Genomic DNA, 16,886 nt, shown 5'->3' on the forward strand with positions numbered 1-16,886 from the left:
CACTGCCCAGCGCTACGACCACAGCCCCCCACCTCAAAAAAAAGGGGGGGGGCTGCTTTACTATTGTGACACAGTCTGCAAGCCGGAATGACAAAAATAAGGGGGGCAATTTCTAATGCGATTGCCTTAGCCCTGCATATCTCCATTTGTTATAAGACAATCCCTTTGTGCTATAATGAAGCTGGTTGTGTTAATATGGCATATAAAGATTTGAGTGATTTTATAAGGACGCTGGAAAAGAAGGCCCTGCTCAGGCGCGTGAAGGCAGGGGTTGACCCTGTGCTTGAGATTGCCGCAATCAATGATAGAATAGTGAAACAGGGTGGGGCGGCGCTATTGTTTGAGCACTGCAAGGGTTCTGAGTTTGCCTGTGCGGTCAACCTCTTCGGTTCCTATGAGAGGATGTGCCTCGCCCTCGGCGTTGAGTCAATTGATTCAATAGGGAAGGAAATAGTCGAATTCTTAGAGCCTGAAATCCCCACTAATTTTATTTCTAAGCTCAGGGCACTGCCGATGTTAAAACGCCTTGCCGATTTTTTCCCTTCATACGTCAGGCACGGGCAGTGTAAAGATGTGATAATAAGAGATAATCCGTCTCTGTTTGCCTTGCCTATCTTAAAGACATGGCCAGAAGATGGCGGCAGGTTTATTACCCTGCCTATGGTGTTCACCAAAGACCCTGAGACCGGTGAGAGAAACTGCGGCATGTACAGGATGCAGGTCTATGACGATACCACAACGGGGATGCACTGGCATATGCACAAAGACGGCGCAAGGCACTACAAAAAAGCTGAAAAACTGGGAAGGCGCCTCGATGTGGCCGTCGTCATCGGCGCAGACCCGGCAACGCTTTATACCGCTACCGCACCGCTTCCAGAAGGTATAGACGAGATGCTCTTCGCGGGATTTTTAAGGAAATCTCCTGTTGAGCTTATTAAGTGTGAAACCGTAGCCCTTGAAGTCCCCGCTAATGCCGAGTTCGTACTTGAAGGGTATGTCGAGCCGTTTGAACGTAGGACAGAGGGTCCGTTTGGCGACCATACCGGATATTACTCCTTAGCCGACGAGTTCCCCGTCTTTCATCTTACATGTATCACGCACAGAAAAAATGCTATTTATCCGGCCACTATCGTAGGGAAGCCTCCTATGGAGGATTGTTTTATAGCAAAGGCGACAGAGAGGATTTTCCTGCCGCTACTAAGAAAACAACTTCCCGAAATTATTGATATGAACCTGCCCCTTGAGGGCGTGTTTCATAACATAGCCCTTATCTCAATAGATAAGCGTTACCCCGGCCACGCCAGAAAGGTGATGTATGCCCTCTGGGGTATGGGACAGATGAGTTTTACCAAGATGATTGTCATTGTGGACAAGTGGGTGGACGTTCAAAACCCCTCAGAAGTCGTCTGGAGGATAGGAAACAATGTTGACCCCAAAAGAGATACCGTAATTGTTGAAGGACCGCTGGATGTTCTTGAACATGCCTCCGCAATACCAGCCTACGGCGGCAAGATTGGCATAGACGCCACAAAAAAACTTGCCTCCGAAGGGTTTACGCGAAATTGGCCTGATGACATAGCGATGTCTGCTGAAATCATCGCCCTCGTCAATAAGCGCTGGCCTGAGTATGGTTTATAAAAGATGAAAGATGAGATGAAAGAATTAAAGGATTAAAGGATTAACGACGAAGGGGGAGTAACTCCCCCTTCACCCCGTATTCTCGCCCACGCTTTGTCTATTGATTTCCACCTGCCGCTCGCTGGCGGCTTCCAGAACTCCGGCTGTCATGGGTCGAAAAATGTGTCCAGCCAAAATGTTGCACTTGCTGTCTTAATCGTGATAGAATCAACAATTGGATATTTTACCGTCGCGCTCGCGCCACGAGTAAAAAAACACGGGAGGTAGTTTTATTTGGAACTATTCAGGCTTACAATAGCAGAAGCGGCAGGGCTTATTTCTAAGAATGAATTGACCCCCCTGGCCCTCACAGAGTCAGTTATGGGCAGGATTGGGGCGCTTGACAGCCGCGTCGGAGCATACATAACCGTCACAAAAGATATTGCAATGGAACAAGCCGGGCGTTTATCGGCAGGCAGCGGCAACAGCCCCCTCCACGGTATCCCAATAGCCATCAAAGACAACATGTGCGTTAAGGGTGTGCGTACAACATGCGCCTCTAAGATACTTGAGAATTTCATTCCCCCATACGAAAGCACCGTAACGACTAAACTTCAGGAGGCCGGATATTGTCTCACCGGAAAGACCAACCTCGATGAGTTTGCCATGGGCTCATCAACAGAGAACTCCGGGTTTTTTACGACGAAAAACCCGTGGGACGTCACTCGTGCCCCCGGCGGCAGCAGCGGTGGTTCGGCGGCAGCCGTGGCGGCCGATATGTGCATCGCCGCCATTGGCTCAGACACCGGCGGGTCAATCCGCCAGCCCGCATCGTTTTGCGGCGTCGTAGGACTTAAACCCACATACGGCCTCGTATCAAGGTTCGGCCTCGTGGCCTTTGCCTCGTCACTTGACCAGATTGGCCCTATTACTAAGACAGTGGAGGACGCTGCAATCGTGTTAAACGCGATTGCCGGCGGTGACAACAGAGACTCAACCTCAGCCCACAACGCCATCCCCGATTACACTGCGGTTATGTCCGGGAATTTGCAGGGTATTAAATTGCATGGCCTTAAAATAGGCATACCGGAGGAGTATTTCATTGATGGCATGGACAGAGAGGTAGAGGTGGCTGTAAGGGCTGCGATAGAGGAGATGCGGCGGCTTGGTGCCGAGGTTGTCTCTATCAAATTGCCTCACACGGCCTACGCGGTGGCCGCTTATTATATCATCGCCACAAGTGAGGCAAGCTCCAATCTGGCACGGTACGACGGCGTAAAGTACGGCATGAGGGTCAGTGGCAGCGACCTTATCAGCACGTACATGGAGACGCGCGCTAAGGGATTCGGGCAAGAGGTCAAAAGGAGGATAATGCTTGGGACATACGCCCTTTCCTCAGGTTATTATGACGCGTACTATAAGAAGGCTCAACAGGTTCGGACACTTATAAAGAGGGATTTTGACGAGGCGTTTAAGCGTGTTGACGTTATTGCCACGCCCACATCGCCAACGACCGCGTTTAAGATTGGCGAAAAGGCCGATGACCCCCTCCAGATGTACCTAAGCGATATTTTTACCATATCAGTAAATCTCGCCGGAGTACCGGCAATATCCATCCCCTGTGGCTTTGACTCAGGCGGTCTGCCCATAGGGCTTCAACTGATAGGGAGGCATTTCGACGAAGCGGCGATATTAAAGGCTGGCCACGCATACGAACGCGCCGTCGGTTGGTATGAGAGGAGGCCGTCTATATGAAAATCGTTAACGATTATGAAACGGTTATAGGGCTGGAGATTCATGCCCAAATGAAGACACAATCGAAGATGTTCTGCGGTTGCCCGACGCGCTTCGGCGAAGAGCCGAACACGCAGACCTGCCCGGTATGTATAGGAATGCCCGGCGTGCTGCCGGTGATAAATAAGCTCGCGCTTGAGTTTACGATAAAGACGGGGGTTGCGCTGGGATGCAAAATATCGCCATTCAGCCGGTTTGCCCGCAAGAATTACTTTTATCCCGACCTCCCCAAAGGCTATCAGGTAAGCCAGTATGAGCTGCCCATCTGCGAAGGGGGCTTTGTTATGCTGAATGTGGATGACGATGAAGGACAAAGGCGTATAAACCTGACGAGGATTCACATGGAGGAGGATGCTGGCAAAAATATACACGAAGGGGCGGGCAGCTTTAGTTATGTGGATTTAAACCGCGCCGGAGTGCCGCTGATGGAGATAGTGTCAGAACCGGACATCAAAACTCCAAAGGAGGCGGCTGCCTATGTGCGTAAGATCAGGACGATATTAAGATACCTTGATGTATGCGACGGCAATATGGATGAGGGATCTCTGCGCTGCGACGCCAACGTATCACTAAGGCCGCAGGGCGTGAAAGAGCTTGGTGTAAAGACGGAAATAAAGAATATCAACTCTTTTAAATTCATAGAAAAAGCGCTGGAGTATGAAATTCAAAGGCAGACGCGCGTACTCAACGAAGGTGGGCGTATTATACAGGAGACAAGGCTCTGGAACACGACAACCGGCACGACCGAATCCATGCGCTCAAAGGAAGAGGCGCACGACTATAGATATTTCCCTGAGCCAGACCTCGTGCCGCTCATGGTTGATGAGGGCTGGATAGCACAGATAAGAAAAGAAATCCCTGAGCTGCCTGATGAGAAGGTACGACGATATATTGAAGACTACAAGCTGCCTGCCTATGACGCCGACTTGCTGGCAGCCGAAAGGCATACCGCCGCATGGTTTGAACAGACGGTAGGTCTGGGTGCCAACCCCAAAGACGTAAGCAACTGGATGATGGGCGAGATGATGAGGCTGTTAAACGAAAAGGGTTTGGCCATTGAGGCGTCTCCGCTTAGGCCTGAACACCTGCACGGGCTGATACAACTCATAAACAACGGCACGATTAATCTAAAGACCGCTAAAATCGTCTTTGAGGACATGTTTAACACCGGCAAGTCGGCAGAGGAAGTGGTAAAAGAAAAAGGGCTTGTGCAGATTTCTGACGTGGGTGAGCTTGAGAAAACCGTAGCGGCGGTCATTGCGGAAAACCCCAACGAGACAGCCCGCTACAAGGCCGGTGAGACAAAGCTGACGGGATTTTTCGTAGGCGAGGTAATGAAGAAAACAAAGGGAAAGGCCAACCCAAAGGCCGTCAACGAGATACTAAAAAGGTTGCTTTTATGAGCGCTAACGGCGGCGAATTACTCGATATGGTCACACCCGAAGGGCAGGTAATCGGGCAGGCCAGACGCAGCGAAGCCCACGGCAACAATAAGCTGCTCCATCGTGTCGTGCATGTGTTCGTATTTAATGTTGAGGGAAAGCTCCTGCTGCAGAAGCGTTCGATGGCAAAGGACGTGGCCCCCGGCGTGTGGGACACCTCAGTGGGCGGGCATGTGGACCTGGGGGAGACGATAGAGGCGGCGGTATTTCGTGAGATGGAGGAGGAGCTGGGGATAACAATGCCTGTCCCTGAAGGGTGGGGCGAGGGTCCGCCGTGCAGTTGCGCCGCACCACGATTTATGTACAAGTACATTCACTCAAATCAAATAGAATCAGAACTCGTGCATTCATACTCTTACATACACAATGGAGAGATAGTTTTTAATACCGATGAGATAGATGAGGTTCGGTACTGGGATTTAGACGAGATAAAAGATACCCTCGGCAAGGGGATTTTAAGCGGCAATTTTGAACACGAGTTCGCCAGTTATCTAAACTGGTCGGGGCGATAGACGCTGAAAATGCGAAGATGGCTGCTGATTGTCCTGTGTGCGGTGCTTGTCGTTTGCCTCTGGAAGTATTATGGCTCAGAGAAAGCGCCCGAGGATGCCGCGGTTGAGCCCCAACCGCAGAAGACTATCGCACCCATTGCTGAGGCACACCCGCCGCCGCCCAACACACCCATCGCTGAGGCGCTCCAGCAGATTAACAACTCCCGGAGTTCCCACGGCCTGCCGCCCGTGAATCTTGATGACACGGCGTCAAGGGCAGCCCAGAGACACTGTGAGGCAATGGCCGCGGAGGACTTCTTTGGTCATATTGGACTAAACGGTTCACGCCCGTTCCACCGCTATAATCTTGATGAGGGCGGTGATGGGCATATCGCTGAAAATGTCTGCCTCTTTAAGAGTTCCACGGCAATTGCGACAGACCAGACGACCGTTACCGGCCTTGCAATAAAGGGACACGGCATGTTTATGGCCGAGCTGCCGCCCGATGACGGCCACAGGCGTAATATTCTCGAAAAACGGCACAATTATATCGGCATAGGGGCATTCGTTAAAGATGGGAACTATACATACTGTGAAGAGTTTTTAGATAAATATATAGAAATATCAGGCCCGTCGCAAAAGACTATCCCACTTGGGGATGACCTCGTATTCACAGGCAGGGTAATAGAGCCGGGTCAGTATGGCCTGTACATGGTATCTGTAACGCATGACGCGGCATTAATCCCACCAGCCAATCCAAAATCGCAACCGACATCATACAAGGACGCTGGTGCGGAGAAGATGGTCATCCTGCCCCCATGGGATTTCAACAAAGACGGCAGACACTTTGATGTGAGAAGCGGCGAATTTTCCATATCCATAAAAATGCAAAAAAAAGGATACTACTACATCGTATTTTATTTAAAAGAAGACCCGTCGTCTATCCCATACGCGGGTGGCAGCGCACGCGTGTCCACAGAGGACGGTTTTGCCGGTGGCGCGCAGGTTATCAGGGTGATTTAAGGGCGCACATAGTCTTCAGCCGGAGTACTGAAGCCGCCAACGGGCGGCAGCCGGAAATCAATAGATAAAGCGTGGACGAAATTTACGGGGTGAAGGGGGGGTTACCCCCCCTTCGTCGTTAATCCTCTTTCGGTATATTCCTTGGCAGCAATACCTTGACTGCGGTGCCTTCGCCCTCAGTGCTTTCTATTTCTAACCTGCCGTTGTGGTCTTTAATGATGCCATAACTTATGGACAGGCCTAGTCCGGTTCCCTGGCCTACTTCTTTTGTCGTAAAAAACGGCTCAAGCGCCCTTTCCTTTATAGTTGGAGACATCCCTATCCCGTTATCGCTTACTACGACGGCCACAGGGCTATTTTCGTCGTCTTGCGTGACGGTGATTTTCAGGCACTTATTGTAATTTGCGCAGTCGGGGTCTTTTATTGCCTTAATCAGTCTGGATTTTTCGTTCATCGCGTCTCTGGCGTTAGTTATCAGGTTTATCCACACCTGCTCAAGCCGAAAAGGTTCGCCTGAAATCCTTGTCGAGGAAGAAGGGAATTCCTTAACGACCTCTATTTCATGCAGCCTGAGCTGCTCATCCAGAAGACTGAACGCGCTGTCAAGCGTATCTACGACATTGACTTCTGTAAATTTCAATGTGTCCTGCCTTGAGAATGTCCTTATGTGCTGGATTATCTTTGCCATCCTCTTTACTGACGTCTCTATGTCGTTCAGGCCGGATTCTATCTCTATTCGTGTCAATCTGTCCCTTTCGAGCATTTTACGAAAACTCTTGGCAACGAGGGCTATGCCGCCCAGAGGCTGGTTCATCTCATGGGCAATGCCGGCTGACATCTCTCCAAGTGTGGTTAGTTTCGACGTATGAAAGAGTTTTGCCTGAATATTATCAAGCTCAGATGAGCGCTCCTGTATCCTTCTCTCAAGTTCTTCGTGCATCTTTGTTATAATCTCGTGGGATATTTTAAGCTCCCTGTTTCTGTACAGGCGGGTTCGGTTGAGGTTTATCCTTTCTATGGCCTTATTGACTGAAAGAAGCAACTCGTCAAGATTGATGGGCTTGGTTATATAATCAGCCGCCCCTGCCCTAAGCGACTTAACCGCGTATTCATTGTCCTTAAGGCCGGTTAATATGATGCACTCGATATCCTTGTAGTAACTCTTTGCCCGCTCTAAAACCTCAATGCCGTCCATGTCGCCCATTCGTATATCCGTAATGACCACGTCTATTTTATTGAACTCAATAATTTCAAGGCCGTCGCGACCGCTTGATGCCGTAAAAACCTCAAAGTCCTCCTTCTTAAAAAATATTCCCAGCCTTCTGACAACCAGCTCGTCATCGTCTATTATTAATATGGAGGTGCTGCTGATAAGCATATCTTTTTCGGAGAGTTTCTCTTGCGCCCTGCCAAGGGCAGCGTGAAATTCCTCCATGTTGAAGGGTTTTTCTATATAGTCAATTGCGCCTGACCTCAGTGACGAAACGGCCAAATCAAGATTTCCATAGCCGGTCATTACTATAAGTTCACACTCTGGCCTCATCCCCTTTAATTTCTTAAGTAGCTTGATGCCATCAATGTCGGGAAGGTTTATGTCTATAATGGCGATACTCACGTCGCCGCGGCCCAGCGCCTCAACCGCCGACTTGCCGTCTGCCGCCGTAACGACATTATAAAACCCCCTTGATATCTCCTTCTCTAATTGCTCCCTGATTATCCTGTCGTCATCAACAATGAGCACTGTTGTCTTATTTGAAGTCACACTGACCTTTCGCCGCGAACGGCAATCAGAACATAACTGTCCCTCACATCCCCTACAATCGTAATCAGGGTAAGGGTAAGGGATGAGTAATCACCCGTTTTCATGATTTCTATGTTGCCAGGTGCCTCATAAAGCCTGTCCATCGTCCCTGTCAATTGCGGCAACGTAAGTTCATTTACCCCCATTTTTTTCATACTCTCTATCATATGCTCATCTAACTTATCGCAGCGGCCCCCTAATATGGACGAGAGGGATTTGTTGACATAAACTATGTTGAAATCCCTCTTTATCACCATGATTGACGTAGGGATGGCGTCTAAAAGTCTTTGGGCGAAGTCCGTCGCTTGTTTTAAGACCGAATTGTGCAGGTTGATTATTATTTCCTGCTCGGCGGTTACCTGGGCGATTATCTGTCTGGCAAGCTCAAGCTCACGATTGCGGTATTTTAATGCCCTGTCAAGGCGCAGTTTCTCTAATGCCTTTTCCACCGACATTAACAACTGGTCAATGTCAACGGGTTTTTTTATAAAATTTATCGCCCCGTCGCGCAGCGCCTGTATAGCGCTCTCCTCGTCGCCGTATCCCGTGAAGACTATCGCCTCGAAATCTCTGTTCATCTCCCTCATTTTATGCAAGGCCACAAGTCCGTTCATCACGGGCATTGTAATGTCTGTGATGACGATGTCTATTTTAGCAAGTCCAAACGTCCTGACCGCGTCCTCACCGTTTTCGGCCTCAATAACCATCCAGTTTTCCTTTGCCAGTACTCTGGCAAGGCGCTTGCGTGGCAGCTCCTCGTCTTCAACCAGGAGTATTATAGGCTGAACAAAGTGCTCGTCCCGTGCGACTACTCTTTCTCTGGCCCTTCCAAGGGTCATGCTGAGGGCCTCAAGGTCAATCGGTTTTTTTAAATAGTCAAGGACGCCCTCACGAAGGGCCATCACGGCGGTATCGGTCTCCCCATAGCCGGTAAACAGGATTACATCGGTATCAGGCGACAGACGTTTTATCGTAGTGATGACCTCCATCCCGTCAATGCCCGGTATCTTCATGTCAGTTAAAACTATGTCCGGCTTTTCTGAACGAAACAACTCAATGCCGGTGTGGCCGTCCGCGGCCTGGATTACATCAAACCTCTCCTTTTGAATATACTTCGCCAGTTGCTTTCTGACCACCTCATCGTCTTCGATTAGCAGAACCTTATGCAGTAACATATCTTTCTCCCTCCATTGTTGGCAGCATTATCCTGAATATCGTTCCTTTGCCGACGGTGCTTTCCACTGATATTATACCGCCGTGTTCTTCTATTATCTTTTTTGAGACCGAAAGGCCAAGCCCCGTACCCTTGCCGGGGGCGTTTGTGGTAAAAAATGGCTGAAATATCTTGTCTTTAATGGCGTCAGGGACGCCTGCCCCTGTGTCTCCTATCTCTATCACAACCTTATCAGGGGGCAGCGGATACGTACTTATCGTTAGATGTTTTTCCCCCTTTTGGTCGTCTCTCATGGCATTTCTGGCATTGGTTATCAGGTTAATAAACACCTGCTCAAGCCGTATAACATCGCCCTTTACCTGCGGTAGTTCCTGGGCCAGATTCTTTGTTATTATTATCCCGATATTTTTTAATTGCTGGTCTAACAGTTTAAAAGGCTCTTCCACTACTGTGTTTATGTCCAGTATTTCTGTGTTCATGGCCTCGGTGCGGCGCGTAAAAACCCTCATGTGGTCAATGATTGCCGCCATTTTATCAACTTGCTTGACGATGTCAGAAAGGTCTGTAACAAGTTCTTGGGGGTCGTGCCGGTCTTTTTGTATATCTTTTAATATAGATTGGCAGACTATTTTTATGCCGTTTAGGGGTTGGTTCAGCTCGTGGGCAATTCCCGCGGTAAGCTCGCCTAAGGCCGAGAGCTTTGCCGACTGGATCAACTGTGCCGTGGCCTCCTTTAATTCATTATTAATCCTCTCCAACTCCTCTGCCCGTGCCTCAAGCTGCGCCTTCGCAACAATAATCTCATCAAACAGGCCGTGAAATCTCTGCTCTAAGACCATGAGTTGATCCCCCGCCAGTGAGCCGGGCGGCTCTATCCCAAGGTGTTCTTTTGAGACAGTTGACACATAGTTATCAAGCATCTTGATGCGCGTAGTGATATAGAGCATAATAACGATAAAGGCCAGTAAGAGGGTGGCGGCGCTGATAATGCTAAAACGCTTGCTGCCGGACTGTACCTTTTCCCTGAGGACACTAACGTCGCTCAGGGGGATTAACGAGGCAAACATCAGGTAGAGTTCGTTCTCGCCATAGTCCAAAAAAGACTTGCCACCAAAAATAAAATTATTATTCAGGTCTTCAAGTTTCCTCTCTGTTGTCAGCAACTCCGGCCTGTTGATTGCAATTATGGTATGGTCTTTGGCGTCGGCCAGCACTACGGTTCTCCTGTCTGAGAGCGCCCCCATTGTGTGTTGGAGTAAATCATTGTTTATGCGATGGGCAATGACGAGGACTGCGGCCTTGTTGCCGGTGGAGTCTTTCACGTTCTCGGAGGCAAGGATATAGTTTATGCCGTCAAGGGCGGTCATGCGGGATTGCTCCTGAGGCAGCCGCAATTGCTCCAAATTACTAAACACGCCGGGCAGCGGGGTGGCTGTTTCATTATACACCTCTCTTAGCCTTCCCTCTGCGTCATAGAGCACTGCGTACTCGATTCCAACGTAATACTTTAGAACCGAAGCCCTTGGCAGCCACGGAGGTATGTCCTGTTCTTCGTATGTTTTAATAGTCTGGCCGCTTTCCCATGCCACGTTCTTTACATAGGCCGCCATGGAGCAGGTGTTTGCCAACGCACCGGCGGCGCGCTGATAACCCAAAAAATAATTGTCGAAAATCTGTCTGTTTTCGCTGCTTTGCCCGTCCAATCTTTCAGTTAGCTGGGCGTTAAACTGCTCCCTCAGCATTCTTCCATGCAGGTGATTAATCACGGCGCCAAGTACAAGAGCCATGACTAACATGATGGCGGCTATCTTCAGCGTGAGCGAGATGTTGCCAAACACGCCAGAGGTGCGTTTATCTATTGAGTTCATCTGTTTTGTTCCACCTCTATTTTATTCATATTCGACAATCCCACTCTGCGACAAAAAATTGTCTCGATGACCCCCCAAATGCCTCCTCCCTGCTTACCTTGCCGTCATTCCGGCTTGTCCGGAATCTGTCTCTACACATCCTCAAAGCAAGGAAGATTCCGGACAAGCCGGAATGACAGACTAAAGAATGACAGACTAAGGGTAACTTCACTATGGACAAGGGTAACTTCACTATGGACAAGGGTGAATTCAGTGTGGACATTTACACACCCTCCGCCTTCAACTTCTTAAAACATATCCTATACACAGTCCCTGAGGCCGTGTCTATTGTAATAGTCCCCTTCAGCTTTTTTGTGGCGAGGTCATGTACTAAGCGCATACCAAGCGAGCGTGATTTTGTCATATCGAAATCACTGGGGATACCAGCGCCGTTGTCTCCGACTGTCAGGACATAATTATCGTCATCATCTTTGTTAAAACTTATAAAAATCCCGCCGTCTGACCTGCCCACGAAGGCATACTTCATCGAATTGGAGACTATCTCGTTGATTATCAGCCCGCAGGGAATCGCAATATCTAAAGTGACAGTTTTGGTATTCATCTCCAGTCTCAGCGTAGGTGACGCCGAGGTCAGTTCATATGATTCAATAAGCTCGGTAGAAAGCTCACGAACATATTCGTCAAAATCCAAAGAAGATAAATCCACCGACTGGTAGAGCTTATCATGAATAGACGCCATCGCCCTAATTCGGTTATAGCTGTCTCTGAAGACATTCAGCATAGTCCTATCGGTTATGTTTTCTGACTGGAGGCTCAGCAGGCTGGTAATTATCTGAAAATTATTTTTAACCCTGTGGTGAATCTCCCTGAGGAGCGTTTCCTTGTATTCTGAGGACTTGCGCCATTCATTCATCTTGTGCTTGTAGAGGGCCATCTTTATCATTATGTGCATCTCTTTATCTGTGGATGGTTTAACCAGATAGCCGTAGGGTTCGGTTATCTTCGCGCGCTCAAGCAGTGCCTCGTCGGCGTAGGCGGTCATGAAGACTACGGGTATCTCAAACCGTCTGGCAATTTCAGCGGCGGTATCTATGCCATCCATAGCGCCCTGAATCGCTATGTCCATCAATATCAAATCAGGCCTGTCTGTCCCGGCCTTGCTGATAGCCTGCTCAGAAGACGGCACAACCGCACTGACGATATAGCCCAATTTCTCCAGCTTCCTCGCCAGATTTAACGCGATTATCCCCTCGTCCTCTACTACCTGAATCCTCGCTTCCTGCACCTTCGCTTCCTGAACCATAGTTATCAGCACCCCTTTGTCGTCCACGGTTTTCCTCTTCATATTATTATACAGAAATGCTTCATATTATTGTCAGATTCGTTTCTTATATTGTAATTCCTTAAAGAACAACTTAAACTCCATCCCGTGGTTTGAGTTCATTTCAATCTTCCCTCCGAGCTGATACTCCCCCAATGTCCTTATCAGCTTTAATCCAAGTGAAGTGGATTTGTTTATGTCAAAGCCATCGGGGATACCTGCGCCATTATCCCTGACGGTTAGTTCATAGGACTTCTGCCCAAGGTCTTTCAGTGAGATATGGAGCGTGCCTGACTTCGTTTCCTTAAAGGCGTGCTTTAGGGAATTTGTTATAAGTTCGTTTATTATCAGACAACACGGGATAGCTGTGTCCAGCCCGATGAAAATATCTTTGTTGATATCTATGTCAACAGACACCGCGGCTGGGTCAACACTGCGTGAGCCAAGGATGTCAGTTACAAGGTCGTTCGTGTATTCACTGAAATTAATCTGAGAAAGGTTGTCGTTTTGATATAATAGTTTATGCACAAGGGCCATTGAGCGTATCCTGTTTTTCATCTCGTTGTACATATCTATGACCTTCTGGTCTTCAATGTCCTCAATATGAAGCTCCATGAGGCTTGAGATTATCTCCATGTTGTTTTTGACCCTGTGATGGATTTCCCGCAGCAAAAGGGTTTTTTCCTCAAGTGACGCCTTAATATTATCCTCATTGACTTTCCTCTGTGTAATATCCTGAAACCTGTGAATGGTGCCTTTAAACTCGTCTTCTTCATTGAATATAGGAGACGCCGTAACCTCGAAATACATGTTAAGTCCCTGATTATAAATCTCTTTCGCACATGATTTCTTGCTTCCACGGCTTATCATGTTAAGACATTGGGATATGTCTGCCTCTAAACAGCCGAACATCTCATAACATGGTTTTTTGTTGAGTTCGTCCGCCGTGTAACCGAAAGTATCGGTGAATGCCTTATTAGTCCTGACTATGTTAAAGTCTTCGTCATGAATGGAAAGACAATCGTTTACGCAGTTAAATGTTTCTTCCCACTCATCTACGTTCTTTTTGAGTTCCCTGACGTATGAATCAATTTTGACCTGCATTCCTTGTTTTTCTAACGCCTTGTCTATTTCTATCTTAAGTTCGTCGTAGTCAATGGGTTTTTGGATATAGGCAAACGCGCCTTCTTTCATCGCCTCAATGGCCGTATCCACGCCCCCGTGGCCGGTCATAAAGATTACCTCAGTAATCTTGTTCTTCGCTTTTACGCGTTTTAAGACATCTATGCCGTCCATCCCGGGCATTTTAATATCGGAGATGACGAGATCGGGGTTTTCAGCGTCGAATATTTTAATGCCCCCTGTGCCGCAATCAGCAACATAGACTTCAAAGTCATCAAGCAGCAGAAGGCTCCTCAGCCTGTCCCTGATGATTACCTCATCGTCTATAACTAATATCTTCGCCATATGAGAAGCAGGAACCCGCAGAGGCAGCGTCCCCGTTTGACCTCCCGCACAAGTAACCCTGTCATTCCTGCGAAAGCAGAAATCCAGTCTTTCGGAAAATGGCGTAAGGACTGGATTCCAGCTCGTAGGCTGGAATGACAGACTCTAAAAAACTTTACTTCAGGGGCTACTTCCCCTGTACTTCGACATCTTTAGTCGTGGGTTTAGGGGCTTCTTTTAACACCTCGTTGAAATTACCCTTAAGCACCTGGACATCGGCGGGTTTATCAATTTCCTTTTTGACACGAAAGAAGACCATCCCGCAGTACTGCTCACCGGCTGACGGGAACGCGCTGCCGGGGTTAGAGAAACTCGTATCCCTGGGGGATGTCGCGTTACAATCGGTATACCAGGAATAGGCATTTGACGACAACGCTGAAAAGACAGCAAGACAACACAGCGATATGATAATTATTTTTTTCATTCAGCCACCTCCATACTTGCGATAAACCATCATTCTTATGATAAACTATTTTATGGAAATAAACAAGCCAAAGGCAATCATGTTGGTCTGTAAATGAAAAATATTATCATGCGATGGTTTAATCTTAGGGTTGTTCTGCTGTATCTGGCTGTTTGCCTTATTGCGGCATGGCTCACCTTTACTACTACAAAGGAAACCGAGCTGCAAATCCTGAAGAGAGAAACGATGGAACGTGTGACATTATTCGATCGTTATATTAAGGCTGCTATAGACAGTTATAGTGTTTACGCACAGGTATTATCGAAAAGTATCCGAATTTCGGATTTTTGTCATCATCCTGACCCTGACAAGATTAAGGCCATGAATGAATACCTGTCAGACTTTAATGATTCAATTGGAGCCTTTGTAACCTATATAATGAATAAAGACGGCCTTACAATTGCCTCAAGCAATTATAAGACCCCCAAATCGTTAATTGGCAGCAATTTTGGCTTCAGGGAATATTTTAAGAAGGCCATTAAGGGACAGGGCAACAGTTATATTGCCATCGGCGCTATGACTAATATTCCCGGGTATTATACCGCTTATCCCATCAGACATGGCGATAATATAACCGGCGTATTTGTTATCAAATATAATTTGGATATTTTTCAGGCAAAAAAACTTGAAATCGAAGGGATATTGCTTATGGAAGATAAAAACGATGTGATTTTTGCCTCTAATGACGACAGGTACTTATTCCACACTATGGGTAAACTGCCGGAGGAAACCTTGCGGCAAATCAAAGACAGCCGGCAATATTTGTCGGAACCGTTGCCACCTTTGCCGATAGTAAAATCTGTGAATGAAGATAATGCAACCATCGTTACCCTTCGCTGGAAGGACGCTAAAGATAATAAATACAAGGACGTCAGTTATATTATGAAAGAGCTGTATAATAATAAAGATGATTGGCATATATGTATGCTTGCCGGATTAGATAAAGTAAACAAAGAAATCCGAGAGAATATCTTATACGTACTTTTGTCGGTAACCATAATATTTCTTGTCGCCTTACTCATTTCACTTATGGCGCTGGACATAAAACAGAGAAAGGAATACGAAAAAACAATAATAAAAATAAATGAAGGACTTGAAGCAAAGGTAATAGAAAGAACTCAGGAGTTACAAACAAATATAGATCAATTGTCATTATTAGAGCGGACGCTATATGCAAGTGAATATAAATATCGCCAGCTCGTGGAGCTTTCTCAGGAGGGCGTCTGGGTTATTGATAAAGATGGCATTACCACATTTGTTAATCAGGCAATGGCAGATATGCTTGGCTACACGGGTGAGGAGATGGTAGGAGTGCCGTTTTTAGACTTTATGGACGATAAGACGAAGGCCATAGCGAAAGATAGCATAAATAACAAAATTCAATTAGGGGAAAGAGACCGCGTGGAAATTACACACCTGCATAAGAATGGCGAGGGGGTCAATGTCATTGTCTCCGCGTCGCCCTTTATGGATGAACAAGGAAATCATATTGGGTCTTTTGCCGTTATATCAGATATTACTAAACTAAAAGAAACAGAGAATAGATTAAGGAAATCCCTCGCTGAACAGGAGGTGCTGCTGAGGGAGCTGCATCATCGCGTGAAGAACAATCTGCAGGTGATCGCGGGGCTTGTGGGGCTTCAGATAAACCATGTTGAAGATGCGCAGTCTAAGGGCGCGCTCAAGGATACCCAGAACAGGATACAATCAATTGCGTTGGTTCATGAAAGACTTTATAACACGGGGAATCTTTCTGAGGTTAGTATTAAGGAATACATTTTAAGCCTTGTAACTGCAATGTTCACATTTTTTAACGCTGATAAGGATAAGATTGACCTAAGATTTGATGTTGAAGATATTAACGTTGAAATTGATGTTGTGATTCCATGTGGATTGATAATAAACGAGCTTTTTACAAATATATTAAAATACGCCTTCAAGGGCAGAGACTCCGGTGAAATTACAATCAAGCTCAACGTGTTAGAGACGGACGAGCTTGAACTAATCGTAGGCGACAACGGCGTGGGCCTGCCTGAGGGTATAGAGATAGGAAAGACTAAGAGTCTGGGCTTGAAGGTAGTGTCAATACTGGTTAAGCAGCTCAGGGGGAGTTTGGAGATTGACAGAGCGGGTGGGACAACGTTTGTTTTGAGGTTTAAGAAGTGAGGTTTAAGAAATAAAGATTGACAGGGCAAACGCATTAGAAATTGCCTCTCTTATTTTTGTCACCTCTCTTATTTTTGTCATTCCGGCTTGTCCGGAATCGATCCTTATGCCTCAGAATATGCACAGTCATTATGAAACTCCCACTAAAGGGAAGATTCCGGACAACAGACTGTGTCACAATAGTAAAGCAGCCCCCCCCCCTTTTTTTTTTGAGGTGGGG

General features: G+C 47.3%; 12 protein-coding genes. 6 read left to right on the forward strand and 6 right to left on the reverse strand.

The annotated features are described in order from the left end of the window. Window positions 1-195 precede the first annotated feature (195 nt). The 5 genes from AB7D94_RS11750 (at window position 196) to AB7D94_RS11770 (ending at window position 6,367) form a co-directional block, all read left to right on the forward strand. Complete coding sequence (locus AB7D94_RS11750; RefSeq protein ID WP_420266074.1) at window positions 196-1,638, forward strand: menaquinone biosynthesis decarboxylase; 1,443 nt, start codon at window positions 196-198, stop codon at window positions 1,636-1,638. Window positions 1,639-1,911: 273 nt separating this feature from the next. Then, complete coding sequence (gatA, locus tag AB7D94_RS11755; RefSeq protein ID WP_420266075.1) at window positions 1,912-3,372, forward strand: Asp-tRNA(Asn)/Glu-tRNA(Gln) amidotransferase subunit GatA; 1,461 nt, start codon at window positions 1,912-1,914, stop codon at window positions 3,370-3,372. Then, window positions 3,369-4,814, forward strand: a complete 1,446-nt coding sequence (gene gatB, locus AB7D94_RS11760; RefSeq protein WP_420266076.1) for an Asp-tRNA(Asn)/Glu-tRNA(Gln) amidotransferase subunit GatB — start codon at window positions 3,369-3,371, stop codon at window positions 4,812-4,814. The genes gatA and gatB overlap by 4 nt, the downstream gene beginning before the upstream one ends. Then, window positions 4,811-5,365 (forward strand): NUDIX hydrolase, encoded by a 555-nt coding sequence (locus AB7D94_RS11765; protein ID WP_420266077.1) that lies wholly within the window; start codon window positions 4,811-4,813, stop codon window positions 5,363-5,365. Before gatB ends, AB7D94_RS11765 begins: the two co-directional genes overlap by 4 nt. Window positions 5,366-5,374: 9 nt before the next feature. Further along, window positions 5,375-6,367, forward strand: coding sequence for a CAP domain-containing protein (locus AB7D94_RS11770; RefSeq protein WP_420266078.1), 993 nt, complete (start codon window positions 5,375-5,377; stop codon window positions 6,365-6,367). Window positions 6,368-6,485: 118 nt separating this feature from the next. Here AB7D94_RS11770 and AB7D94_RS11775 read toward each other — a convergent pair whose 3' ends face one another. The 6 genes from AB7D94_RS11775 to AB7D94_RS11800 all read right to left on the reverse strand — a co-directional run bounded on the left by AB7D94_RS11775 (window position 6,486) and on the right by AB7D94_RS11800 (window position 14,461). After that, a complete protein-coding gene (locus AB7D94_RS11775; RefSeq protein WP_420266079.1) occupies window positions 6,486-8,129 on the reverse strand; it encodes a hybrid sensor histidine kinase/response regulator in 1,644 nt (547 codons plus the stop codon). Next, entirely contained in the window at window positions 8,126-9,343 is a 1,218-nt protein-coding gene (locus AB7D94_RS11780) for a response regulator (protein WP_420266080.1), read from the reverse strand. The genes AB7D94_RS11775 and AB7D94_RS11780 overlap by 4 nt, the downstream gene beginning before the upstream one ends. Next, window positions 9,330-11,210: a sensor histidine kinase gene (locus AB7D94_RS11785; protein WP_420266081.1), complete on the reverse strand. Its 1,881-nt coding sequence runs from the start codon at window positions 11,208-11,210 to the stop codon at window positions 9,330-9,332. The genes AB7D94_RS11780 and AB7D94_RS11785 overlap by 14 nt, the downstream gene beginning before the upstream one ends. A 262-nt stretch (window positions 11,211-11,472) precedes the next feature. After that, on the reverse strand, window positions 11,473-12,555 hold the full coding sequence (locus AB7D94_RS11790; RefSeq protein WP_420266082.1) for a sensor histidine kinase: 1,083 nt from the start codon (window positions 12,553-12,555) through the stop codon (window positions 11,473-11,475). A gap of 30 nt (window positions 12,556-12,585) precedes the next feature. Beyond that, window positions 12,586-13,998, reverse strand: a complete 1,413-nt coding sequence (locus tag AB7D94_RS11795) for a response regulator (protein ID WP_420266083.1) — start codon at window positions 13,996-13,998, stop codon at window positions 12,586-12,588. Between the two features lie 166 nt (window positions 13,999-14,164). After that, the gene (locus AB7D94_RS11800) at window positions 14,165-14,461 is read right to left on the reverse strand and encodes a hypothetical protein (protein WP_420266084.1); all 297 of its coding nucleotides are present in this window, start codon (window positions 14,459-14,461) and stop codon (window positions 14,165-14,167) included. 93 nt (window positions 14,462-14,554) lie between these two features. Between AB7D94_RS11800 and AB7D94_RS11805 the strand changes: the two genes are divergently transcribed. After that, on the forward strand, window positions 14,555-16,666 hold the full coding sequence (locus AB7D94_RS11805; protein WP_420266085.1) for a sensor histidine kinase: 2,112 nt from the start codon (window positions 14,555-14,557) through the stop codon (window positions 16,664-16,666). The last annotated feature ends 220 nt before the right edge of the window (window positions 16,667-16,886 follow it).

The organism is Candidatus Magnetominusculus dajiuhuensis (genome assembly GCF_046044395.1).
In the GTDB taxonomy this organism is placed as follows: domain Bacteria; phylum Nitrospirota; class Thermodesulfovibrionia; order Thermodesulfovibrionales; family Magnetobacteriaceae; genus Magnetominusculus; species Magnetominusculus dajiuhuensis.

What these genes read in the sequence shown, in the direction of transcription:
- AB7D94_RS11750 (WP_420266074.1), top strand. Translation starts at nt 196, where the DNA reads ATGGCATATAAAGATTTGAGTGATTTTATAAGGACGCTGGAAAAGAAG.
- gatB (WP_420266076.1), top strand. Translation starts at nt 3,369, where the DNA reads ATGAAAATCGTTAACGATTATGAAACGGTTATAGGGCTGGAGATTCAT.
- AB7D94_RS11765 (WP_420266077.1), top strand. Translation starts at nt 4,811, where the DNA reads ATGAGCGCTAACGGCGGCGAATTACTCGATATGGTCACACCCGAAGGG.
- AB7D94_RS11770 (WP_420266078.1), top strand. Translation starts at nt 5,375, where the DNA reads ATGCGAAGATGGCTGCTGATTGTCCTGTGTGCGGTGCTTGTCGTTTGC.
- AB7D94_RS11780 (WP_420266080.1), bottom strand. Translation starts at nt 9,343, where the DNA reads ATGTTACTGCATAAGGTTCTGCTAATCGAAGACGATGAGGTGGTCAGA.
- AB7D94_RS11785 (WP_420266081.1), bottom strand. Translation starts at nt 11,210, where the DNA reads ATGAACTCAATAGATAAACGCACCTCTGGCGTGTTTGGCAACATCTCG.
- AB7D94_RS11790 (WP_420266082.1), bottom strand. Translation starts at nt 12,555, where the DNA reads ATGAAGAGGAAAACCGTGGACGACAAAGGGGTGCTGATAACTATGGTT.
- AB7D94_RS11795 (WP_420266083.1), bottom strand. Translation starts at nt 13,998, where the DNA reads ATGGCGAAGATATTAGTTATAGACGATGAGGTAATCATCAGGGACAGG.
- AB7D94_RS11800 (WP_420266084.1), bottom strand. Translation starts at nt 14,461, where the DNA reads ATGAAAAAAATAATTATCATATCGCTGTGTTGTCTTGCTGTCTTTTCA.
- AB7D94_RS11805 (WP_420266085.1), top strand. Translation starts at nt 14,555, where the DNA reads ATGAAAAATATTATCATGCGATGGTTTAATCTTAGGGTTGTTCTGCTG.